Origin of the sequence: Bradyrhizobium sp. NBAIM18 (assembly GCF_020193825.1) — a bacterium.
Classification (GTDB): domain Bacteria; phylum Pseudomonadota; class Alphaproteobacteria; order Rhizobiales; family Xanthobacteraceae; genus Bradyrhizobium; species Bradyrhizobium yuanmingense.
The window spans coordinates 209,105-230,307 of the sequence record NZ_JADYVO010000006.1; the positions used below are offsets into that span (position 1 = coordinate 209,105).

A 21,203-nucleotide genomic window follows, 5' to 3' on the forward strand; every position below is an offset into this window, starting at 1 on the left:
GGGACCCATAACCACAGGAAGTAGTTTGATAAAGATTCGTCGTCCGGTACTGCTACCGAACGCGACCGATAGATTCCGCGGTATGGGTCCCCGCCTTCGCGGGGACGACAGCGGAATATGCGGCGGCTACTGCCCCAGATACTTCTTCATCTCCGCGACCAGGCCGTCGCGCAATTCCGGGCGCTTCAAGCCATAGGCGATGTTGGCGCGCAGGAAGCCGGGCTTGGAGCCGCAATCATGGCGCTCGCCTTCGAATTCGACGCCGTAGAATTTCTGCGTCTTGGCAAGGCCGATCATGGCGTCGGTGAGCTGGATCTCGCCGCCGGCGCCGCGCTCCTGTGTCTCCAGGATCTTGAAGATCTCGGGCTGCAGGATGTAGCGGCCGGTGATCGAAAGGTTGGAGGGCGCGGTGCCCTTGGCCGGCTTCTCGACCATGCCATCGACTTCGAACATCTTGCCGTTGCGCTTGCCGACGCCGCAGATGCCGTATTGATGGGTCAGGTGATCGGGCACCGCCTCGACCGCGATCAGATTGGATTTCTCGCCGAGCGAGGACGCCATCTCGATCATCTGCTTCAGGCAGCCGGGCGTGTTGAGCACGAGCTCATCCGGCAGCACCACCGCGAACGGCTCGTTGCCGATGATGTCGCGCGCGCACCAGACCGCGTGGCCGAGGCCGAGCGGCGCCTGCTGGCGGGTGAAGCTGACCGCGCCGGCTTCAGGCTGGTTCTGCGCCAGGATGTCCTGCTCGGCTTTCTTGCCGCGCGCGGCCAGCGTCGCGTCGAGCTCGAACATCCGGTCGAAATGATCCTCGATGACAGCCTTGTTGCGGCCGGTGACGAAGACGAAGTGCTCGATGCCGGCTTCCCTCGCCTCGTCATAGACGTATTGGATCAGCGGCTTGTCGACGATGGTCAGCATTTCCTTCGGCATCGCCTTGGTGGCGGGCAGAACGCGGGTGCCGAGGCCGGCGACGGGGAATACGGCTTTGCGAATCTTCATGGGATCGATCGAATACCTTGGGGCACATGGGACGGGAGCAATGGCATCCTTGCTAGCCTGTTTGCAGCCGCCAACAAAGGCGGATGTGGGGCCTCGCCCCGACGGAGTTAAGAAAAAGGCCGCCACCAAAATTTCACCTTTGTTAAGCTATTGGCAACGCTAACCAGGCCTCCTGTGGCGGGTTTTTCAGGCCGACGGGTGGAACATGATGCAATCGATGGCAGGACTGGCGACACGGGCTGGCGGCGCGGTCGTTGCGGCCGCTTTGCTGCTGCCGCCCGGCGCGCACGCCCAGGCGCAGAACGGCCTGTCGAACCTGTTCGGCGGCATCTTCTCCGGATCGAACCCGGCACCGGCGCAGCCCTCGCCGGGCCCGAGCGGCGCGCCGACGGGTCCATTGCCGTGGAGCGGCGAGGACGGCGCCTCCGGCCATCCCTTGATGACGGCCGCCGCGATCCGCGAGGCTGCCGGCAATTTCAACAATTGCGTCGCTGCGATGTGGCCCGATGCCGCACGGCGCGGTGTCACGCAGGAGAACTTTCAGCGCTTCACCGCCGGACTCTCGCCCGACCTGCGCATCATGGACCTCATGGATTCGCAGCCGGAATTCACCAAGTCGATCTGGACCTATCTCGACATTCTGGTGAACGACAACCGCCTCGCCAAGGGCCGCGAGGTCCTCGCCAAATACAAGGCGCAGTTCGACGCTACTGAGAAAGCCACCGGCGTCGACCGCTTCATCATCGCCTCGATCTGGGGCATCGAGTCCAATTACTCGACGCAGATCGGCGATCGCAGCGTGCTGCAGTCGACCGCGACGCTCGCCTGCATCGGCCGCCGCCAAGCCTATTTCAAGGACGAATTCCTCTCCGCGCTGGAGATCCTCAACCGCGGCGATTTGCGTCCGGAGCAACTGCGCGGCTCCTGGGCCGGCGCCTTCGGCCCGACCCAGTTCATGCCGACCGCGTTCAAGCGCTTCGCGGTGGACGGCGACGGCGACGGCCGGCGCGACGTCGTCGACAATCCGACCGACCTGATCGCGTCGACCGCCAACAATCTGAAGAAGGACGGCTGGCAGCCCGGCCAGACCTGGGGCTACGAGGTCGTGGTGCCGCAAGGCTTCAACTACATGCTGGCCGACCGCGCCAAGGCGATGCCGATCGCGCAATGGGAGAAGCTCGGGCTCAAGCGTCCGAACAACCAGGCCTTTCCGCATCCTGCGGACAAGGCCTACCTGCTGGCACCCGCCGGCGCGCAGGGACCGGGCTTTTTGATGCTGCAGAATTACCGCGTCATCATGAAGTACAACCCGGCCGAAGCCTATGCGCTGGCGATCGGCCATTTCGCCGACCGCCTGCGCGGGGGACAGCCTTTCGTGCAGCCCTGGCCGCGGCAGGAGCGCGAGCTGTCCCGCACCGAACGGCTGGAGCTGCAGCAGCTGCTGGCTCAGCGCGGCTACTACAAGGGCACCCCGGACGGCCAATTCGGCGGCATGACCAGGGAGGCCCTGCGCAACTTCCAGGCCTCGATCGGGGTCCCCGCCGATGGCTTTGCCTCCTCCGACGTGCTGGACCGGCTGCGCGGGCGGTAAAATCGCGCCTGAAGTAACCTTGAAGGGGGATTTTGGCCGATAGCCTTGACCGGGACTGGTGTTCCCCGGTCTATGGACAAGAATCTGCGATGGAATTTGCCCGTTTGGCGCCTGATTCCGTTATTATATTGAGCTAACTTCGATCCCCCATTGCACGTGCCCGAGATCGCATGTCGAAGAAGTCCCTGTTCAAGGCGCTGACCGAGACCGGCCCGTTGATCGCGCTGGGGACGGCGCTTGCGATCCTGGTGTCGGTGGCGGCACCCGCTTCGGCGCAGTTCTTCAACTTCCCCGGCTTCGGCGGTCCGCCGCAGCGTTCGGCCCCACCACCGCCACCACGGGGCGGCGGAGGTGGCGGATGGTTCGGCGGCGACTTCTTCGCACCCTTCCAGCCGCCGCCGCAGGCGCCGCGCCAGGATTTTTCGCGTGCGCCGGCACCGGCCAAGCGCGACACGATTCCTGAGAAGAACGTGCTGGTGATCGGCGATGCCATGGCCGACTGGCTCGCCTATGGCCTCGAAGACGCCTACGCCGAGCAGCCCGACATGGGCGTGATCCGCAAGCACAAGACCACGTCCGGCCTGATCAGGTACCAGCCAAAGGGCGAGCCCGCGGACTGGGCCGCGGCGGCCAAGGGCATTCTCGAGACCGAAAAGCCCGACGTGATCGTCGTCATGCTCGGCCTCAACGACCGCGTCGCGATCCGCGAGCCGGCCGCCGACAAACCCGACAAGCCGGCCGCGGAGAAGGACAAAGATAAGAAGAACGACAAGGGTGCGCGCGCAAAGCCGCAAGGCAAGCCCGGCGACGCCAAGCCCGGCGACAGCGCCGCCAAGCCGGACGATAAGCCTGCCGACGCCGACCTGCCGCAGGACGACGCCGACAATGCCGACACGCCGGCAGCCGCGCCGGAAAAGACCGCGCGCAATCCGAACGGCCTCTACGAATTCCGTGACGAGCGCTGGGTCGAGCTCTACGGCAAGAAGATCGAGGAGCTCGCGGCCGTCCTCAAAACCAAGGGCGTGCCGGTGCTCTGGGTCGGCCTGCCCGCGGTCCGCGGACCGAAGGGCACCGCGGACACGCTGTTCCTGGACTCGCTGTACCGTGAGGGCGCGGCCAAGGCCGGCATCACCTATGTCGACGTATGGGACGGCTTCGTCGACGAAGCCGGCCGCTTCCTGCAGAAGGGCCCGGACTTCGAAGGCCAGATCCGCCAGCTCCGCAGCTCCGACGGCATCTATTTCACCAAGGCCGGCGCGCGCAAGCTCGCGCATTATGTCGAGCGCGAGATCACGCGCCTGCTTGCCGGACGCTCCGGCCCGATCGCGCTGCCGAGCGAGCCCGCGACGCCCGACACCAGCGCCGAGCCGGGCAAGCCCGCGCCGCGTCCGCTAGCCGGGCCGATCGTGCCGCTGGTTGCAGCCTCGATCTCGACCGATCAATTGCTGGGCGGACCGGGCACGCGTCCCGCCGCCGTCGATGCGCTCGCCGCCAAGACCATGGTGAAGGGTGAACCGCTGGCAGCCCCGGCCGGCCGCGCCGACGATTATGCCTGGCCGCGCCGGGAAGTCGGCCGCGAGCAGGCCAAGGGCGATACGCCGATGGCGGCAACGACGCCGGAGGGCGGGGCAGCTCAAGGCGTATCGGGCGCGGCCGCCGCGATCGCACCGCCAAAGCTCGCGCCGAAGAAGCCGCAGGTCGCCCCGCAACTGCCGGCCCAGGCAACGCCCACATTCCGTGATTTCTTCGGCTTCGGCTCGCCGCAGCCCCCGCCGCCGCGCCAAATGGCGCCGCCGCCCGGGCCGCGCAATCCGAATCCCAATCCTGGGATCCCGCGTCCGCCGGCTAACGTCGGCCGTTCCGCCGAGATGTTCCGGTAAGGTAAGATCTCGTGTCCCGGACGCGACGCAGCACCTTCTGGTGATACGGCGCAGAGCCGAGACCCAATTCGTGCGGCATTCAGAAAAGATGGCCCCGGCTCAGCGATGCAGCGTCTCACGCTGCATCGCTGAGCCGGGGCACGCGTGACAGGCGTTCGGCAACTAGCCGTAATAGCGCCAGCGTGACGGCGGGCGGCGGGCGGGACGCGACATCAGCAGCGCCAGCGCGAAGCCGATGCCGCCGGCAACCAGCAGCGCGCCGAGCGGATTGTCCTGCACCTTCTGCGCAATGGCCTTCGAGCCGTCGCGGAAAGTCTCACCACTGTTCTCGTAGGCGTCCTTGGCATAGCCCGCGGCGGTGTCCGTGGCGTCGCGCACGGCATCCTTGGCCTGGCCGTAGAGATTCTGCACCGTGCCCGCGGCTTCCCGCGCCTTGCCCGACGCCTGCGTCTTGGCATCGCCTGCCATGTCTCCGATCGCGCCTTCCGCGCGTCCGGCATATTCCTTCGCCGATCCAACAATCCGATCCGTGTCCATGATGATCCTCCTCGGGGGTCAGCCGAAGTAACCGATCAGACGCAGCGCGGTTCCTTAGGCTCTCCTATAGAATCAGGCCGCCATCGACGACCAGCGTCTGGCCGATGATGTAGGACGACAGCGGCGAGGCCAGGAACAGCGCCGCGCCCGCCATGTCGGCCGGCGTGCCCAACCGCCGCAGCGGGATGCGGGCGAGCGCGCCTTCGAGCCGCTTCGGATTGTCGGTCGTCACCTTCGTCATCTTAGTGTCGACGAGCCCTGGCGCGATGCCGTTGACGCGGATGCCGTCCTCGGCCCAAGCCTCGCCCAGCGTGCGCGTCAATCCGACCGCACCGGTCTTCGAGGCATTGTAGGCGGGATTGCCCATGGTGGAATGATAGGCCGCGGTCGAGGACACGATGATCAGCGCGCCCTTCGCGTCCCGCAACATGGAATGAAAGCGCGTCGCGCAGGCCATCAGGCTCATCAGATTGATCTCGACGACCTTGCGGAAGCCCGCCATCTCGAATTCACCGCGGCGGTAGATCACCGCGCCCTGCGCGAGCACCAGGATGTCGAGACGGTCGAACGACGGCTTGAATGCTTCGATCGCACCGGAATTGCCGACATCGAGCTGCGCGTAAGCAAGACCTTCGAGATCGGAGCCTTCGTCGGCTGAATATTCCGTTGCGCGAGCACGCGTGCCGCAGACGGCAACAGCTGCGCCCTTGGCGCGAAAGGCGTGCGCGATGCCGTTGCCGATGCCGCTGGAACCGCCGACCACCAGCACCTGCTTGCCTGAGAAATCGAGCTCGTTTGCCATTGTCGGCCTCCCCTTTTGTTTTCTGCTTGTTTGACCTGTCTGCGGATCGATGCCAGCCTTGTCAATCACAACAAGAACCAGCTCGGCGCGAGGGAACAGCATGTCCGACGTCAGGGAGCTCAGCCGGTCCGTGAAGGGGCTCACCGTGCTCGTCACTGGCGCAGCCAGCGGCATGGGGCGCGCCACTGCGCGCGTATTCGGAAACGAAGGTGCGAACGTCGCCGTCACGGATTTCGACGAGCAAGGCGCGCAGGACGTCGCCAGAGAGATTGCGGCGAGCGGTGGCGCGGCAAGGGCGTGGAAGCTCGACGTCGCCGACGGCGGCGAGATCAAGCGCGTCGTCGGCGACGTCGCCGCGCATTTCGGCGGCCTCGACATCGTGGTCAACAATGCCGGCATCTCCGTGCGCGTCGCGATCGACGACGAGACCTATGAGGACGCCTGGGCGAAGGGCATCGCCGTGATGCTGACGGCGCATCCGCGCATCATCCGCGCCGCGCTGCCGCATTTGCGCAAGTCGAAGAGCCCCCGCATCGTCAACATCGCCTCGACCGAGGCGCTCGGAGCCACCGCATTGCACAGCCCCTATTCGGCCGCGAAGGGCGGCGTTGCCAGCCTCACCCGCTCGCTGGCGGTGGAGCTCGGCCGCGAAGGCATCACCGTCAACTGCATCTGCCCAGGGCCGATCCGCACGGGAATAACCGATCGCATCCCGGAGGAGCACAAGACCATCTACGCCAAGCGCCGCACCGCGCTCGGCCGTTACGGCGACCCCGAAGAGGTCGCGCACATGACGCTGAGCCTGTGCCTGCCGGCGGCGTCGTTCCTCACCGGCGCGGTGATCCCGGTCGATGGCGGGCTGATGGCGCGGAACGCGTGAGAGCCATGCGCGCGGCGCGTTGACATCGCGGGATACGGGAGTCATTTTTTCCCAAACAGAGCGGGCAAACCGCTCGTCGATGCGGGAGGAACGCCATGACCATCGCCATCCGGCAGCTTCAGAAACATTTCGTCGGCGAGGTGTCCGGCCTCGACTTGCGCAAGCCGCTCACGCCGGATCAGGCGCGCGAGATCGAGGCCGCCATGGACAAGTACGCCGTGCTCGTCTTCCACGATCAGGACATCACCGACGAGCAGCAGATGGCATTCGCGCTGAACTTCGGTCAGCGCGAGGAGGCGCGCGGCGGCAACATCACCAAGGCGGATGAACACCGCCTCACCTCAGGCCTGAACGACGTCTCCAACCTCGGCAAGGATGGCAAGCCGCTGCCCAAGGACAGCCGCGCCAATCTGTTCAACCTCGGCAATTGCCTGTGGCACTCGGACAGCTCGTTCCGTCCGATCCCCGCAAAATTCTCGCTGCTATCGGCGCGCGTGGTGAACCCGAAGGGCGGCAACACCGAGTTCGCCGACATGCGCGCGGCCTATGACGCGCTCGACGATGAGACCAAGGCGGAGATCGAGGATCTCGTCTGCGAGCATTCGCTAATGTATTCGCGGGGATCGCTCGGCTTCACCGAATACACCGACGAAGAGAAGGAGATGTTCAAGCCGGTGCTGCAACGGCTGGTGCGCACGCACCCCGTGCATCGCCGCAAGTCGCTGTATCTGTCATCGCATGCCGGCAAGGTCGTCGGCATGAGCATGCCCGAGGGGCGGCTATTGCTGCGCGATCTGACCGAGCACGCCACGCAACCCGAGTTCGTCTACGTGCACAAATGGAAGCTGCATGACCTCGTGATGTGGGACAACCGCCAGACCATGCACCGCGTCCGCCGCTACGACCAGTCCCAGCCCCGCGACATGCGCCGCGCGACGGTGGCGGGGACGGAGCCGACGGTGCAGCAGCAGGCGGCGGAGTAGGCCGGGTCGGAGTAGCCACAAATTCGGTCGTCGTCCCGGACAAGCGGAGCGCTGGGCAACGCGTAGCGTTGTCCGGCGCGAAGCGCCGATCCGGGCCCCATAACCACAGGGAGTGGTTTGGCGAAGACTCGTGGTGACCGGCGTGCCTCAAACTCCACCCTGGGAGTATGGGTCCCGGATCTGCGCGCGCTTGAGGCGCGCTTGTCCGGGACGACAGCTGAGAGTGTTACACCACCAGCTACGCGTGCCCGGCCTCGTTCGAGAGCATGCCGGGGTCGATGCCGATCTTCTGCAAAGCACGATTGTACTTGTCGTCGACGTCGTCGCCGAAAATCAGATCCGCGTCCGCGTCGCAATGCAGCCAGCCGTTGCTCTGGATCTCCGTCTCGAGCTGGCCCGGCGCCCAGCCGGCATAGCCGAGCGCGAGGATGGCGTGCTTGGGGCCGGAGCCGTTGGCGATGGCGCGCAGAATGTCGACCGTCGCGGTCAGGCAGACGCCGTCATCGATCCGCAGCGTGGCGTTCTCGATGTAGAAGTCGCTGGAATGCAGCACGAAGCCGCGCCCGGTGTCGACCGGCCCGCCCCGCAGCACCTTCATACTTTCGGCATTCTCCGGCAGCTTGATGTGCTCGCCCTTCTTGATGATGCCGAGCTGCTGCAAGAGCTCGGGGAAGTCGATGCTGCCGGCGGGGTGGTTCACGATGATGCCCATCGCCCCCTCCGCCGAATGGGCGCAAAGATAGATCACCGAGCGCTCGAAGCGGGAATCGCCCATCACGGGCATTGCGATCAGGAGCCGGCCGTCGAGATAGCCGCCGGAACTGGGCAGCGCGGCGCCCGAGCTGCGGGTGCTTTCGCCCGTCCTCTTGCCTGTGGGAGCCATCGCTCGAGCACTCCGGTTTCAATTCCTATCCTGATGTCGGGCCGGGCGGCTGTCAAATCAAGGCTTGCGGCGAGTTGATTCGAGTGCATCCATCACAAGCAATTCAATGGTTTGGCCCTGGGTGACCCTGTAAAGACGTGCCATGTCCAGCATTGTTCCCCTGCGTGCGGCGATTGGCGTCGCGACAACCCTGCTCGCGTCGTCGTTGGCCCTCGCGGCCCGTGCCGATGACGCATCGCCTTGGCAGCGCGATGGACATTCCGCGGTGCGGCTCCTGGCGGGATCGCGCAGCGGCGCGGTGCTGCTCGGCGGTATCGCCTTCCAGCTGCAGCCCGGCTGGAAGACCTACTGGCGGTCGCCCGGCGATTCCGGCGTTCCACCCCGGTTCGACTTCTCCAAGTCCGACAATGTCGAGGCGGTGACGGTGATGTGGCCGGCGCCGCTGAAGTTCGACGACGGCGCGGGCGGCCATTCCATCGGCTATCGCGACCAAGTCGTGCTGCCCCTGCGCATCGTCGCCAAGGCTGCAGACAAGCCGGTGACCTTGAGGGCCGAGATCAACTACGCGGTGTGCGAGAAGCTCTGCATTCCCGTAGAGGCCAGCGCCGAGCTCGGCTTCAACAGCGTCGCCTCGACCGAGGACGCGAACTTGCGTGCCGCGCTCGACACCGTGCCGAAGCCCGCCAATATCGGCGACCCCAATCCGCTCACCATTCGCGACGTCAAGCGGGACGGGCCCAAGAACGTAGTGGTCGATGTGGTGGCGCCGGACAGAAGCAACGTCAATCTGTTCGTGGAAGGCCCGACGCCCGATTGGGCGCTGCCGATTCCGGCGCCGGTGCAGCCCAGCCCGCCCGGGGTCGTGCGCTTCTCGTTCGAGCTCGACGGATTGCCGCCGGGTGCCAAGCCCGAGGGCGCCGCGCTGAAGTTCACGCTGGTCGGGCCGGAGAAGGCGTACGAGTTCAACACGAATTTGAACTAGCGTCCGCCCAACCGAATCTTAACGAATGGTTGCTAATCCCTCGCCTGCCGCTAGGTCGCCCTGGGGATTGTTTGAATTGGCCGTGATGGACGCACCACCCGCAACGACCGGACCGGCCGGGCTGGTCGCGCAGCTGCGCGCCAAGCTCGCGGGCGGATCGAGCGAGGCGTCGCTGACGCGGCGGCTCGCCGGCACCATCTTCATCATCCGCGTCATCAGCGCGGGCCTTGCTTATGTCTCGCAGGTGCTGCTGGCGCGCTGGATGGGCACGTCCGATTACGGCATCTATGTCTATGTCTGGACCTGGGTGCTGCTGCTCGGCAGCATGATGGATTTCGGTATCTCCGCCTCCGCGCAAAAGATCATTCCGGAGTACCGCGCGAGCGGCGCACACGCGTTGTTGCGCGGCTTCCTCTCCGGTAGCCGCTGGCTGACCTTTGCCGTGTCCACGCTGACGTCGCTCGGCCTTGCTGGCATCGTCAAATTGCTGTCGCCCTGGATCGATCCGGCCGAGGTGCTGCCGCTCTATATCGGCTGCATGACGCTGCCCGCTTTCGTGGTCGCCAACACCCAGGACGGCATCGCGCGCTCGCACGACTGGATGCAACTCGGCCTGATGCCGCAATTCATCATCCGCCAGGCGCTGATCATCGGCATCACGGCGCTCGCCTTCCTGCTCGGCTATCACCTCGGCGCCGTCGCCGCGATGGTCGCAAGCCTTTGCGCGGTATGGATCGCGATGGCCGGGCAGATGGTGGTGCTGAACCGCAAGCTCGCCGATCACATCACACCGGGACCGAAGGCCTATGACGTCAAGGGCTGGCTTGCCGTCTCGCTGCCGATCCTGCTGGTCGAGAGCTTCTACCTGCTCCTGTCCTACACCGACGTGTTGGTGCTGCAGCAATTCCGTCCCTCGGACGAGGTCGGCGTCTATTTCGCCGTGGTGAAGACGCTGGCGCTGGTCTCGTTCATCCACTACGCGATGTCAGCTACGACGGCACACCGCTTCGCCGAATACAATGCCAGCGGCGACAAGGCGCGCCTGTCGGCCTACGTCGCGCATGCCATCACCTGGACGTTCTGGCCGTCGCTGGCCGCGACCATCGTGCTGCTCGCGCTCGGCAAGCCGCTGCTCTGGCTGTTCGGACCACAATTCGTGATCGGCTACGACATCATGTTCGTGGCCGCGATCGGCCTCGTCGTGCGCGCCGCGATCGGTCCGGTGGAGCGCCTGCTCAACATGCTCGGCCAGCAGAAGATCTGCGCGCTCGCCTATGCGCTAGCCTTCGTGATGAACCTCGTGCTCTGCATCGCGCTGGTGCCGCGCTACGGCGGCCATGGCGCGGCGGCCGCGACCTCGATCTCCCTCACCTTCGAGACGGTGCTGCTGTTCTGGATCGTGCGGCAGCGGCTCGGGCTGCACGTGCTGGCGTTCGGACGTTAGCCATCAGCTTGAGATGATTGGAAAGCTCTTCGGCACTTGATATAGTCGGGTATGGTTGCAAGCGATCTGCGAGATCTTCTAGAACGTGCCCAGACTTGGCCCGAAGAGGCCCAGAACGAGCTGGTTGCGATTGCCAGCGAAATCGAGAGCGAACTGCTCGGCGGCGAGTATGTTGCGACTCAGGAAGAGCTGCGAAGTATCGACGCTGCGTTAGCCTCCATAGATCGCGGCGAGTTCGCTACGGATGCCGAGGTCGCAGAAGTCTTCGCGAAATTCAGGCGCGGATGAAGGTCATCTGGTCCCGAGAGGCGCTTGCTGACCTCGAAGACATTGCAGCCTATTATGCCAGCAACGCAGCCCAGCGATCGCCGATGCCATCGGACGAAGATTTGCGGATGTTATCGAGCGCGTCCGGCGTGCGCCTTTCTCATCGCCACGGGTCACACAACGTTCCCAAGTCCGCGTGGTAACGGTCGTCCGCTATCCATTTCGGATATTTTACCGTGTCACCGGCGAGTTCGTTCATATCGTCCATATCCGCCACGCGTCACGGCGGCCCCTTGCCGGACTGAACGAGCCGGAAAGCCAATATGGTTCGCCTCGGACCTGAGAACGGCTGGTTCGCAGTAGGCGCGGGAAGAGGTGAGACACCCAGTGCCGCTGACGCTGGTCGCGAACAGCGGAAAAATGGTGGGCACGGCGCTGGCGCACCTTTGCCCGCCCTACAGCACTGTGCGCCTACTCCGCGGTCCAGCCGCCGTCGATTGAGAGATTGGTGCCGGTGATCTGGGCGGCGTCGTCGCTGCACAGGAACAGGGCGAGCGCGGCGACCTGCTCGGAGGTGACGAACTCCTTGGTCGGCTGCGCATCGAGCAGCACGTCGTTGATGACCTGCTCGCGCGTCAGATTGCGCGCCTTCATCGTGTCGGGGATTTGCTTCTCGACTAGCGGGGTCCAGACGTAGCCGGGGCTGATGCAGTTGCAGGTGATCTTGTGGGTCGCGACTTCCAGCGCCACGGTCTTGGTAAGGCCGGCGATGCCGTGCTTGGCCGAGACGTAGGCCGACTTGAATGGCGAGGCCACCAGCGAGTGCGCCGACGCCGTGTTGATGATGCGGCCCCAGCCCTTCTTCTTCATGCCGGGCACTGCGGCGCGGATGGCGTGGAAGGCCGAGGACAGATTGATCGCGATGATCTGGTCCCATTTCTCCGGCGGGAATTCCTCGATCGGCGAGACGAACTGGATGCCGGCATTGTTGACGAGGATGTCGACCGAGCCGAACGTCTTCTCGCCGAGCGCGATCATGCCGGCGATCTCGGCGGGCTTGGTCATGTCGGCGGGCGAGTAGATCGCCTTGACGCCGAAATCGGATTCGATCTTGGCGCGTTCCTTCTCGATGTCCTCCGGCGAGCCGAAACCGTTGATGACGACGTTGGCACCGGCGCCGGCGAAGGCGCGTGCGTAAGCGAGCCCGATGCCGCTGGTCGATCCGGTCACGACGGCGTTCTTGCCTGACAGAGTACCCATTCTATTCGCTCCTTTTTGCCGGGGGCGCGGTGACGTCCCCCGTGAGATCGTAGGTCACCATGGTCTCACCGGACTGCGGCCGCTCCAGCCAGTCCTTGTGGCGCATCGACAGATGCACGTCACGCACGCCGGCCTCCCAATGCTCGACCATGGCAATGTGCGAGAAATCGTAATCCTTGGACGAGGATTCGTAGTTCTTGCTGCGGTAGATCAGATGCACCACGGTGACGGTGCTTTCGCGCGACACCTTCGCCAGGAATTCGACGGAAGGATCGTTCTTGAGATAGTCCGGCAATTTGCCGATCAGATCGCGCACGGCCCTGCGGGCGTTGTGCAGCTGCTTGTTCTTGTCGGTGTTCATCCGCGTGCGGCTGGAATAGCGGATGTCCTTCTCGCGCTCGGCCGCCTCCAGCAGCGAGTTCGGCAGGTCGCCGCGCGCGGAAAACAAATCGACCTGAAAGATCAGCATGTCGCGTTCGACCTCGGCATCGAGCACGTAGTCGAGCGGAGTGTTGGAGGCGATGCCGCCGTCCCAATAATGCTCGCCGTCGATGACGACGGAGGGAAAGCCCGGCGGCAGCGCGCCGGAGGCCATGATGTGTTCGGGGCCGATCTTCTTGCCGAGCTTCTTGAACGCGTAATTGTCGAAATATCTGAAATTGCCCGAGGTGACGCCGACCGCGCCGACCGATAGGCGTGTCTTCAGATCGTTGATGCGGTCGAAATCGACGAGACGCTCCAGCGTCTTCTTCAGCGGCGAGGTATCGTAATAGCTTTCGGCCTCGGGATGCCCCGGCGGCCACAGCGGCGCCGGCGGAATGCGCGGCGTGAAGAAGCCGGGCACGCCGAACGTCGCAATCAGCGCGGCACTGGTGGAATTGAACAGCTCGCGGCTGCGGTCGCTCTTGCCGACCGGCTTCCACGGCACCGGGGCCGACACCATTTCCCAGAATTCCTTAAGCCGCTCGACGCGGGTGTGCCCCTCATTGCCGGCGATGATGGCGGCATTGACCGCGCCGATCGAGATGCCGGCGACCCATTCCGGATCGAAGCCGTAGCCACACAGCGCCTGGAAGGCGCCAGCCTGGTACGAGCCGAGCGCGCCGCCGCCCTGGAGGACCAGGACGCGCTGCGCATTCGTGGGGATTGTTGCGGTTTCCGGACTATGATCGGTCATGCGGGAACAATAGCAAAAGGCTGGCCACCGTGGCGACACTCCGCCGCGACGTCAATGCATCCCCGGGATCAAGTCTGGCTTATCGAGGCTCGGTGGAGGCCAGGATCATGGTCCAGAACACCTTGTATTTGGTGCCTGGAGCATAGCTCGCCGCGATGCCCAATTTTGTGACACCGCTCTTGAGCATGTTGGCGCGGTGCGGAGGCGAGTCGCGCCAGCCGGAAAACGCTTCCGCCAGCGTATGATAGCCGGCCGAGATGTTCTCGACCGCCACGGTGGCAGGATAACCGCCAGAGGCCAGACGCTTGGCGAGCGGCGCGCGGACGTCGTGGTCCATCTTGTTGGCCGCCGCCATCGCGCCCGATTGGGATTCGGCGAGCCGAGTCAAATCCGGGTCGACCACGACCGTACCGAGCCCGTTGTTCTGGCGGTATTGCGAGATCATGATCGCAGCTGCCTGGACGTCGAGCTTGGAGCCCGGCACCGCCATGTCGGCATACATCGACGGCTGCTGGACCGGTGCTTCGTTGCCGGCACAACCGGCGAGCAGCAACATGATGAGAATTGCGGCCGCAGCGCGCATGAATCGGGGCCCCCAAACGAGGGGCTGTTGTTGCATACCAACAATGGCTGAAAGGTGAATTTTGAAGAGAATTTGAGCCGTCATTCCGCGGCCGAATAGCGGCCGGGGGCTCAGCCCGCAAAAATCCGGTAGCGACGCGGATTGAGGCCGATCGTGTCGCCGGCGCGCAGTTCCTTGTCGCGGGGGGCGTCGATCTCGATGGTCTCGCCGCCGGACAGGGCTACTTCCGCCCGCTGCACCGGACCGAAATTGCGGACGTGCTGGACCGCGCCCTCGAAGGCGCCGCTGCCGGGCGGGCCGACCAGCATGTCATGTCGCCGCACGAACAGCTTCGACGCGCCAGGCGCAAGCCCATCGGCCGCCAGATCGAGCTGCCGGTCGCCGAGCCGGATCGCACCATCGCCGATCTGGATCGGCAGCACGATGGATTCGCCGATGAAGCCGTGCACGAACGCAGTCGCCGGATTGTCGTAGACATCGTCGGGCGAGCCGATCTGCTCGATCCGTCCTTTGTCCATCACCACGACGCGGTTAGCGACTTCCAGCGCCTCCTCCTGGTCGTGCGTGACGAAGATCGAGGTGACATGGATCTCGTGATGCAGCGAGCGCAGCCATTTGCGCAGCTCCTTGCGCACCTTGGCGTCGAGCGCGCCGAAGGGTTCATCGAGCAGCAGAATGCGCGGCTCGATCGCAAGCGCACGGGCGAGCGCGATGCGCTGACGCTGGCCGCCGGAGAGCTGGCTCGGATAGCGGTCGGCGAGCCAGTCGAGCTGCACCAGATCGAGCAGCTCCTTGACGCGCGAGCGGATCGCAGCCTCATCCTTTCGGACCGCGCGCGGCTGCACGCGGAGGCCAAAGGCAACGTTCTCGAACACCGTCATGTGGCGGAACAACGCATAGTGCTGGAACACGAAGCCGACGTGGCGCTCGCGGGCTCCTTGCGCCAGCGCGTCCTCACCGTTGAAGGAGACTTCGCCCGAGTCCGGCCAATCGAGGCCGGCGATGATCCGCAGCAAGGTAGTCTTGCCGGAGCCGGACGGGCCGAGCAGCGCCAGCAGCTCACCGTCATTGACCTTGAGATCGACGCCGTCGAGGGCTGCAAAACTGCCGAATTTCTTGACGAGATTCTTGACTTCAATGGTCACTGGCGTCTTGTCCTTCGTCGAGATGACGTTCGAGAATGGTTTTTGCGATCAGCGTGATCAGCGCCAGCATTGCGAGCAGCGAGGCGATCGCGAAAGCGGCGACGAACTGGTATTCGTTGTAGAGGATCTCGACCAAGAGCGGCATGGTGTTGGTCTCGCCGCGGATGTGGCCGGAGACGACGGAGACCGCACCGAACTCGCCCATCGCGCGCGCGTTGCAGAGCAGGACGCCGTAGAGCACGCCCCATTTGATGTTGGGCAGGGTGACGCGGAAGAAGGTCTGCAGGCCGGAGGCGCCGAGCGAGATCGCGGCCTCCTCCTCCTGCGTGCCCTGCTCCTGCATCAGGGGGATCAGCGCGCGCGCCACGAAGGGGAAGGTCACGAAGGTGGTGGCGAGCGCGATGCCGGGGACCGCGAACAGGATCTGGATGTCGTGCTCGCGCAGCCAGCTGCCGAAATAGCCTTGCGCGCCGAACAACAGCACGAAGACGAGGCCCGAGATCACCGGGCTGACCGAGAATGGCAGGTCGATCAGCGTGATCAGGAAGGTCTTGCCCGGAAACTCGAATTTTGCAATCGCCCAGGCGGCGACGAGGCCGAACACCAGATTGAGCCCGACCGAGATCGCCGCGACGATCAACGTCAGCTTGATCGCCGCCATCGCCTCCGGCTCGGCGAGCGCGGCGAAATAGGCGAGGATGCCGCGCGAAAATGCCTGCGCGAACACGACGACCAGCGGCAGCACGACGAAGACGGTGAGAAACAGCAACGCCAGCGTGATGATGACGATGCGGACAGCGCGCGGCTCGGTGCGCAAATTGTTCCGCGCCGCCGCCGCGTGCGCGCGTGCCTGCGAGTCGGAGGCCGAGAGCGACACGGAATCTGCGATCTGCATCGTCATGGTCCGCCCTCAGCGCGCCGGGATCCGGCTCTGCGCCCAGCGCTGGAGCCGATTGACCGCGAAGATGATGACGAAGGAGACGACCAGCATGACCACCGCAATCGCGGTCGCATCGGCGTAACGGAATTCGGACAGGCGTATCACGATCAAGAGCGGCGCGATCTCGGAGACGTTGGGCAGATTACCGGCGATGAAGATCACCGAGCCGTATTCACCGACCGCGCGGGCGAAGGCGAGCGCGAGGCCCGTGAGCAGCGCCGGCGCGAGCGAAGGCAGGATCACGCGAACGATGGTCTGCAAGCGGCTGGCCCCCAGGCTGCCCGCGGCTTCCTCGATTTCAGGGTCGAGATCCTGCAGCACCGGCTGCACGGTGCGGACAACGAAGGGAATGCCGATGAAGATCATGGCGACGAAGATGCCGACCGGCGTGAACGCCACCTTGAGGCCGAGCGCGGCGAGCGGCGCCCCCAGCCAGCCCTTCTCGGCGAACAGCGCCGTCAGCGCGACGCCGGCCACCGCCGTCGGCAGCGCAAACGGCACGTCGACGATGGCGTCGAAGATGCGGCGGCCGGGGAAGCGGTAGCGCACCAGCGCCCAGACGATGATGCTGCCCATCACCAGATTGACGCAGGCCGCCGCAAAGGCGAGGCCGAACGAGACGCGGAGCGCGTTCAGAGTGCGGCGGCTGGAGAGGATGTTCCAGAACTGCTCGGGGCTGAGCTCGAGCGATCTCAGGAACAGGCCGGCGAGTGGAATCAGGATGATCACGGACAGCCAGGAAAGCGTCAGTCCCATGGTGAGACCGAAGCCCGGCAATGTCCGGCGTCGTGCTGCGAGTGCGCTCACCAGGCCCCCTGCTAAAGCCCCCTACGACAGCGCCCGATCAGTTCTTGTAAATCTGATCGAAAACGCCGCCGTCTGCAAAATGTTCCTTCTGTGCCTTGGTCCAGCCGCCGAAGACGTCGTCGATCGTGAACAGCTCGACCTTGGCGAAGGAATTTTCATACTTTTTGGCGGTCTCGGCATCGCGCGGACGGTAGAAATTGCGCGCGGCGATCTCCTGCCCTTCCTTGGTGTACCAGTATTGAAGGTAGGCGTCAGCCGCATTGCGGGTGCCCTTTTTGTCGGCAACCTTGTCCACGATCGCGACCGGCGGCTCGGCGAGGATCGACTGCGGCGGTGCAACGATCTCGAACTTGTTCGCACCGAATTCCTTCAGGGCCAAGAATGCCTCGTTCTCCCAGGCGAGCAGCACGTCACCGACGCCGCGCTCGACGAAGGTCACGGTGGAGCCCCGGGCGCCGGTATCGAGCACCGGCACCTGCTGGAAGAGCTTTCCGATGAAGTCCTTGGCCTTGTCGGCCGAGCCGTATTTCTTCTGCGCAAAGCCCCAGGCGGCCAGATAATTCCAGCGCGCGCCGCCCGACGTCTTCGGGTTCGGCGTGATGACGGCAACGCCCGGCTTGATCAGATCGTCCCAGTCCTTGATGCCCTTGGGATTGCCCTTGCGCACCAGGAAGACGATGGTCGAGGTATAGGGTGATGAATTCTGCGGCAGCCGCTTCTGCCAATCGGCCGCGGTAAGGCCCTTGTTCGCGATGGCGTCGATGTCATAGGCGAGCGCCAGCGTCACCACATCGGCCTGCAAGCCGTCGATCACCGCGCGTGCCTGCGAGCCGCTGCCGCCGTGCGACTGCTTGATCTCGACGCTCTTGCCGGTTTCCTTCTGATAGGCGCTCGCGAACGCCTTGTTGAACTCGACATAGAGTTCGCGCGTCGGATCGTACGACACGTTCAGCAAATTGATGTCGGCGGCCAGAGCCGAGCCTGTCAAGAACCCCGTCGCGAGCAATCCTGCGGCGAGCGGAACGATACGGCGCATCATGTCCATCTCCATTCACCTCGACGACATCGGTGTCGTCGACGGCAGGCATAACTCGTGGCGAAACGCTCTTGTGTCAACGGAACCGGATTTTCTTGTTTGAAGACTCGCAGACTGACTGTGCTACGAAGTCTTCATCGTATGGATGCCGCATTCTGTCTTCGCCCGGCCGCGCCACCGGCCGGCACGTGCATCCTCGCCTTCACTCGTTCGGCTGGTGCAAGGCATACACCCAACCGACAGGAATCCTGACACAACCAGAGGGTGCCGCGGCAATTTGGCGCGGGTGAAGATCGCCTCGATCTCCTCGCGCGAGACGTTGGCGAAGGGGTTGAACTTCAGCCGCCCGCCGTCGTCCTCCACGACCGGAATGTCGGCGCGCGCATTGCCCTGGAAGCGCTTGCGGCCGTTGAGCCAGGCGTCGAACGGCTTCAGCGCACGCGCCAGCGGCTCGACCTTGCGGATGCGGCAGCAGGCGTCGGGATCGGAGAACCAGAGGTCGCGGTCGGGATCTTCGCGCAACAGCGTCTCCTCGGCCGGCTTGATCGAGCGGACGTCCTTCAGGCCCAGGGTCGCAATCAGCGTATCGCGATAGGCCAGCGTCTCCTCGAACAACCAGCCGGTATCGAGAAAGATCACGGGGATTGCGGGATCGACATCCGACATGACCTTCAACAGCGTCGCCGATTCCGTGCCGAAGGAAGACACCAGCGCGAGCTTCTCGCGCCCGACCGACTTCAGCGCCGCGGCAATGACCTCCGCAGGCGAGGCATCGCGCAAGGCGCGATCGAGCTCGTCCGCGGAAGGCAACGCAGACACGGGCGAAACCTGAGGCGCGATCGCGTTCACGTGCCGACCCCTTCGGAGTGGCGCAGCTGCATGCGCCGGTGCAGCGCTGTGATGCGGCCATCGCCGGTCGGCTGGTAGAACACCGAATAGCGCTTCGCGGTCTGCATGAAGGCCTCCGCATCGGCCTGCTTCTTGACCTCGAAGGCATCGAAGCCGGCGCGCAGCATGAACACGAACTGGTCGCGCAGCACCTGACCGGTCGCGCGCAATTCGCCGCGGTAGTTGTAACGTTCGCGCAGCAGCCGCGCCTGGCTGTAGGCCCGTCCGTCACGGAAGGTCGGGAACACCAGCGCGACGGCGGCGATCCGGCCGAGATACGGCACGAGCTCGGCGATGTCGCGATTGTTGGGCCAGATCACGCCGACCTTTCCGGCACGCTTGAGCAAGCCCTCGGCCTCGCCGAGGAAGCGCTCGGCGGGCACCAGGATGTCGCCGCCCTCGGGCAGCGGCGTGTCGACGGCGAGCTTGACGAAGCGGTCGCCCGTGATCTTTCCGCCATTAACGAGTGGCATAGACGCGCTCCTTGAAGGGTTCGACGCCCAGGCGCTTCACCGTGTCCATGAACAGCTCTTCGGGCCGCTCGCGCAGCGCCAGATAGGCTTCCACGATGTCCTCGACCACGTCGGCGACCTCGTCGAACTTGACGCCGGGGCCGATTAGGGTGCCAAGCGCGGCATTCTCGTCGGCACGGCCGCCGATCGTGATCTGGTAGACCTCCTCGCCGTTCTTCTCGACGCCGAGAATGCCGATATGGCCGACATGGTGATGGCCGCAGGCATTGATGCAGCCGGAGATGTTGATGTGCAGGCGGCCGATCAGGTTAGCGAGCTCGTGATTGGCGAAGCGCCGCGTCAGCTCCTGCGCGATCGGAATCGAGCGGGCATTCGCCAGCGAGCAATAATCGAGCCCGGGGCAAGCGATGATGTCGGTGATCAGGTTGACGTTGGGCGTCGCCAGCCCGAGCTTGTCGAGCGCCTTCCACAGTGCCGGCAGGTCGCGCTTGGCGACGTGCGGCAGCGCTAGATTCTGCTCGTGGCCGACGCGGATCTCGCCGAAGGAATATTTGTCGGCAAGATCTGCCAGCGCGTCCATCTGCTCGGCGGTGGCATCGCCCGGAGGCCCGCCGGTCGGCTTCAGCGAGATCGTGACGATGGAGTAACCCTGCACCTTGTGCGGCGCCACCGAGTTCTTGCGCCATGCCTCGAAATCGGGGTCGGCCGCGGCCTGGCGCAGCTCGTCCGGCATATGCGGCAGCTTCTCGTAGGCCGGATAGGTGAAGCGCGAGCGAATGTCCTCGATCACCTCCTCGTCGATCTGGAGCGAGGAGTTGCGAATGTGCTGCCACTCGTCCTCGACCTCGCGCGAGAATTTCTCGATGCCGAGCTCGTGCACCAGGATCTTGATGCGCGCCTTGTAGATGTTGTCGCGGCGGCCGTACTGATTGTAGACGCGTAAGATCGCCTCGATGTAGGTGAGGATGTCGCGGCCGTGCACGAAGTGCTTGATGGTCTTGGCGATGAACGGCGTACGGCCGAGACCGCCGCCGACCAGAACCTCGAAGCCTGTCTCGCCCTTCTCGTTCTTGATTAGCCGCAGGCCGATGTCGTGGATCTTGATCGCGGCGCGGTCGTGGTCCGAGGCGGTGATCGCGATCTTGAACTTGCGCGGCAGGAACGAGAATTCCGGATGCAGCGTGGTGTGCTGGCGGATCAGCTCCGACCAGATGCGCGGATCCTCGATCTCGCCCGGCGCGACGCCGGCCCACTGGTCCGAGGTGACGTTGCGCATGTTGTTGCCGGAGGTCTGCATCGCGTGGATGCCGACCTTGGCCAGGTCTTCGAGTGCATCCGGCAGCTCGGCGAGCTTGATCCAGTTGAACTGGATATTCTGCCGCGTGGTGAAGTGGCCGTAGCCGCGATCGTATTTGCGCGCGACATGGGCGAGCGCCCGCATCTGGTTCGTCGCCAGTGTGCCATAGGGAATCGCGACGCGGAACATATAGGCGTGCAATTGCAGATAGACGCCGTTCTGCAGCCGCAGAATTTTGAACTCGTCCTCCGTGAGCTCGCCGGACAGGCGCCGCTTCACCTGGTCGCGGAACTCCGAGACGCGCTCGTTGACGAGCGTGCGGTCGATTTCGTCGTAAGCATACATA

The 21,203-nt window shown here is 64.7% G+C and carries 22 protein-coding genes; 8 read left to right on the top strand and 14 right to left on the bottom strand.

What is annotated here, in order from left to right; translation table 11 throughout:
* Positions 1-126: 126 nt before the first annotated feature.
* A complete protein-coding gene (locus tag I6F17_RS16110; protein WP_225127194.1) occupies positions 127-1,002 on the bottom strand; it encodes a UTP--glucose-1-phosphate uridylyltransferase in 876 nt (291 codons plus the stop codon).
* Positions 1,003-1,210: 208 nt separating this feature from the next.
* Between I6F17_RS16110 and I6F17_RS16115 the strand changes: the two genes are divergently transcribed.
* Positions 1,211-2,593, top strand: a complete 1,383-nt coding sequence (locus tag I6F17_RS16115) for a lytic murein transglycosylase (RefSeq protein ID WP_225127308.1) — start codon at positions 1,211-1,213, stop codon at positions 2,591-2,593.
* Between the two features lie 170 nt (positions 2,594-2,763).
* Entirely contained in the window at positions 2,764-4,473 is a 1,710-nt protein-coding gene (locus tag I6F17_RS16120; RefSeq protein WP_225127193.1) for a DUF459 domain-containing protein, read from the top strand.
* 162 nt (positions 4,474-4,635) lie between these two features.
* On the opposite strand, the gene I6F17_RS16125 is transcribed toward I6F17_RS16120, so the two are convergent.
* Both I6F17_RS16125 and I6F17_RS16130 read right to left on the bottom strand, forming a co-directional pair.
* Positions 4,636-5,010, bottom strand: coding sequence for a CsbD family protein (locus I6F17_RS16125; RefSeq protein WP_035998251.1), 375 nt, complete (start codon positions 5,008-5,010; stop codon positions 4,636-4,638).
* Between the two features lie 64 nt (positions 5,011-5,074).
* A complete protein-coding gene (locus tag I6F17_RS16130) occupies positions 5,075-5,812 on the bottom strand; it encodes an SDR family oxidoreductase (protein ID WP_225127191.1) in 738 nt (245 codons plus the stop codon).
* A 100-nt stretch (positions 5,813-5,912) separates the two neighbouring features.
* Between I6F17_RS16130 and I6F17_RS16135 the strand changes: the two genes are divergently transcribed.
* Positions 5,913-6,692, top strand: coding sequence for an SDR family NAD(P)-dependent oxidoreductase (locus tag I6F17_RS16135; RefSeq protein WP_225127190.1), 780 nt, complete (start codon positions 5,913-5,915; stop codon positions 6,690-6,692).
* 95 nt (positions 6,693-6,787) lie between these two features.
* The gene (locus tag I6F17_RS16140) at positions 6,788-7,675 is read left to right on the top strand and encodes a TauD/TfdA family dioxygenase (protein WP_035998242.1); all 888 of its coding nucleotides are present in this window, start codon (positions 6,788-6,790) and stop codon (positions 7,673-7,675) included.
* Between the two features lie 238 nt (positions 7,676-7,913).
* Here the strand turns inward: I6F17_RS16140 and I6F17_RS16145 are convergent, their stop codons facing one another.
* Positions 7,914-8,558: a YqgE/AlgH family protein gene (locus tag I6F17_RS16145; protein WP_036021679.1), complete on the bottom strand. Its 645-nt coding sequence runs from the start codon at positions 8,556-8,558 to the stop codon at positions 7,914-7,916.
* Positions 8,559-8,700: 142 nt separating this feature from the next.
* On the opposite strand from I6F17_RS16145, the gene I6F17_RS16150 reads away from it, so the two are divergent.
* The 4 genes from I6F17_RS16150 (at position 8,701) to I6F17_RS16165 (ending at position 11,594) form a co-directional block, all read left to right on the top strand.
* Entirely contained in the window at positions 8,701-9,540 is an 840-nt protein-coding gene (locus I6F17_RS16150) for a protein-disulfide reductase DsbD domain-containing protein (protein ID WP_036036939.1), read from the top strand.
* A gap of 85 nt (positions 9,541-9,625) precedes the next feature.
* Positions 9,626-10,984 (top strand): flippase, encoded by a 1,359-nt coding sequence (locus I6F17_RS16155; protein WP_225127188.1) that lies wholly within the window; start codon positions 9,626-9,628, stop codon positions 10,982-10,984.
* Positions 10,985-11,035: 51 nt separating this feature from the next.
* Positions 11,036-11,272, top strand: a complete 237-nt coding sequence (locus tag I6F17_RS16160) for a hypothetical protein (RefSeq protein ID WP_225127185.1) — start codon at positions 11,036-11,038, stop codon at positions 11,270-11,272.
* A gap of 112 nt (positions 11,273-11,384) precedes the next feature.
* Positions 11,385-11,594 carry a hypothetical protein gene (locus I6F17_RS16165; RefSeq protein ID WP_346769962.1) on the top strand — a complete coding sequence of 70 codons (210 nt, stop codon included), beginning with the start codon at positions 11,385-11,387 and terminating at the stop codon, positions 11,592-11,594.
* Positions 11,595-11,722: 128 nt separating this feature from the next.
* On the opposite strand, the gene I6F17_RS16170 is transcribed toward I6F17_RS16165, so the two are convergent.
* The 10 genes from I6F17_RS16170 to I6F17_RS16215 form a co-directional block, all read right to left on the bottom strand.
* Positions 11,723-12,511 carry a 3-hydroxybutyrate dehydrogenase gene (locus tag I6F17_RS16170; protein ID WP_036036934.1) on the bottom strand — a complete coding sequence of 263 codons (789 nt, stop codon included), beginning with the start codon at positions 12,509-12,511 and terminating at the stop codon, positions 11,723-11,725.
* Between the two features lies 1 nt (position 12,512).
* Complete coding sequence (locus tag I6F17_RS16175; protein WP_036036932.1) at positions 12,513-13,688, bottom strand: patatin-like phospholipase family protein; 1,176 nt, start codon at positions 13,686-13,688, stop codon at positions 12,513-12,515.
* Between the two features lie 79 nt (positions 13,689-13,767).
* Positions 13,768-14,271: a CAP domain-containing protein gene (locus I6F17_RS16180; protein ID WP_035998228.1), complete on the bottom strand. Its 504-nt coding sequence runs from the start codon at positions 14,269-14,271 to the stop codon at positions 13,768-13,770.
* A gap of 110 nt (positions 14,272-14,381) precedes the next feature.
* Positions 14,382-15,416 (bottom strand): sulfate ABC transporter ATP-binding protein, encoded by a 1,035-nt coding sequence (locus I6F17_RS16185; RefSeq protein ID WP_035998225.1) that lies wholly within the window; start codon positions 15,414-15,416, stop codon positions 14,382-14,384.
* Positions 15,406-16,317 carry a sulfate ABC transporter permease subunit CysW gene (gene cysW, locus I6F17_RS16190; RefSeq protein WP_057028139.1) on the bottom strand — a complete coding sequence of 304 codons (912 nt, stop codon included), beginning with the start codon at positions 16,315-16,317 and terminating at the stop codon, positions 15,406-15,408. The genes I6F17_RS16185 and cysW overlap by 11 nt, the downstream gene beginning before the upstream one ends.
* A 9-nt stretch (positions 16,318-16,326) precedes the next feature.
* On the bottom strand, positions 16,327-17,163 hold the full coding sequence (gene cysT, locus I6F17_RS16195) for a sulfate ABC transporter permease subunit CysT (RefSeq protein ID WP_074447692.1): 837 nt from the start codon (positions 17,161-17,163) through the stop codon (positions 16,327-16,329).
* Between the two features lie 37 nt (positions 17,164-17,200).
* Entirely contained in the window at positions 17,201-18,202 is a 1,002-nt protein-coding gene (locus tag I6F17_RS16200) for a sulfate ABC transporter substrate-binding protein (protein ID WP_225127184.1), read from the bottom strand.
* Between the two features lie 120 nt (positions 18,203-18,322).
* Positions 18,323-19,048 carry a phosphoadenylyl-sulfate reductase gene (locus I6F17_RS16205; RefSeq protein ID WP_225127182.1) on the bottom strand — a complete coding sequence of 242 codons (726 nt, stop codon included), beginning with the start codon at positions 19,046-19,048 and terminating at the stop codon, positions 18,323-18,325.
* Positions 19,045-19,560 carry a DUF934 domain-containing protein gene (locus tag I6F17_RS16210; RefSeq protein ID WP_225127180.1) on the bottom strand — a complete coding sequence of 172 codons (516 nt, stop codon included), beginning with the start codon at positions 19,558-19,560 and terminating at the stop codon, positions 19,045-19,047. The genes I6F17_RS16205 and I6F17_RS16210 overlap by 4 nt, the downstream gene beginning before the upstream one ends.
* Complete coding sequence (locus tag I6F17_RS16215; RefSeq protein ID WP_225127178.1) at positions 19,547-21,202, bottom strand: nitrite/sulfite reductase; 1,656 nt, start codon at positions 21,200-21,202, stop codon at positions 19,547-19,549. Before I6F17_RS16215 ends, I6F17_RS16210 begins: the two co-directional genes overlap by 14 nt.
* Between the last annotated feature and the right edge of the window lies 1 nt (position 21,203).

What these genes read in the sequence shown, in the direction of transcription:
- I6F17_RS16135 (WP_225127190.1), top strand. Translation starts at nt 5,913, where the DNA reads ATGTCCGACGTCAGGGAGCTCAGCCGGTCCGTGAAGGGGCTCACCGTG.
- I6F17_RS16150 (WP_036036939.1), top strand. Translation starts at nt 8,701, where the DNA reads ATGTCCAGCATTGTTCCCCTGCGTGCGGCGATTGGCGTCGCGACAACC.
- cysW (WP_057028139.1), bottom strand. Translation starts at nt 16,317, where the DNA reads ATGACGATGCAGATCGCAGATTCCGTGTCGCTCTCGGCCTCCGACTCG.
- I6F17_RS16200 (WP_225127184.1), bottom strand. Translation starts at nt 18,202, where the DNA reads ATGATGCGCCGTATCGTTCCGCTCGCCGCAGGATTGCTCGCGACGGGG.
- I6F17_RS16120 (WP_225127193.1), top strand. Translation starts at nt 2,764, where the DNA reads ATGTCGAAGAAGTCCCTGTTCAAGGCGCTGACCGAGACCGGCCCGTTG.
- I6F17_RS16110 (WP_225127194.1), bottom strand. Translation starts at nt 1,002, where the DNA reads ATGAAGATTCGCAAAGCCGTATTCCCCGTCGCCGGCCTCGGCACCCGC.
- I6F17_RS16130 (WP_225127191.1), bottom strand. Translation starts at nt 5,812, where the DNA reads ATGGCAAACGAGCTCGATTTCTCAGGCAAGCAGGTGCTGGTGGTCGGC.
- I6F17_RS16210 (WP_225127180.1), bottom strand. Translation starts at nt 19,560, where the DNA reads ATGCCACTCGTTAATGGCGGAAAGATCACGGGCGACCGCTTCGTCAAG.
- I6F17_RS16215 (WP_225127178.1), bottom strand. Translation starts at nt 21,202, where the DNA reads ATGTATGCTTACGACGAAATCGACCGCACGCTCGTCAACGAGCGCGTC.
- I6F17_RS16125 (WP_035998251.1), bottom strand. Translation starts at nt 5,010, where the DNA reads ATGGACACGGATCGGATTGTTGGATCGGCGAAGGAATATGCCGGACGC.
- I6F17_RS16175 (WP_036036932.1), bottom strand. Translation starts at nt 13,688, where the DNA reads ATGACCGATCATAGTCCGGAAACCGCAACAATCCCCACGAATGCGCAG.
- I6F17_RS16115 (WP_225127308.1), top strand. Translation starts at nt 1,211, where the DNA reads ATGCAATCGATGGCAGGACTGGCGACACGGGCTGGCGGCGCGGTCGTT.
- I6F17_RS16155 (WP_225127188.1), top strand. Translation starts at nt 9,626, where the DNA reads ATGGACGCACCACCCGCAACGACCGGACCGGCCGGGCTGGTCGCGCAG.
- I6F17_RS16160 (WP_225127185.1), top strand. Translation starts at nt 11,036, where the DNA reads ATGGTTGCAAGCGATCTGCGAGATCTTCTAGAACGTGCCCAGACTTGG.
- I6F17_RS16170 (WP_036036934.1), bottom strand. Translation starts at nt 12,511, where the DNA reads ATGGGTACTCTGTCAGGCAAGAACGCCGTCGTGACCGGATCGACCAGC.
- I6F17_RS16180 (WP_035998228.1), bottom strand. Translation starts at nt 14,271, where the DNA reads ATGCGCGCTGCGGCCGCAATTCTCATCATGTTGCTGCTCGCCGGTTGT.
- I6F17_RS16140 (WP_035998242.1), top strand. Translation starts at nt 6,788, where the DNA reads ATGACCATCGCCATCCGGCAGCTTCAGAAACATTTCGTCGGCGAGGTG.
- I6F17_RS16145 (WP_036021679.1), bottom strand. Translation starts at nt 8,558, where the DNA reads ATGGCTCCCACAGGCAAGAGGACGGGCGAAAGCACCCGCAGCTCGGGC.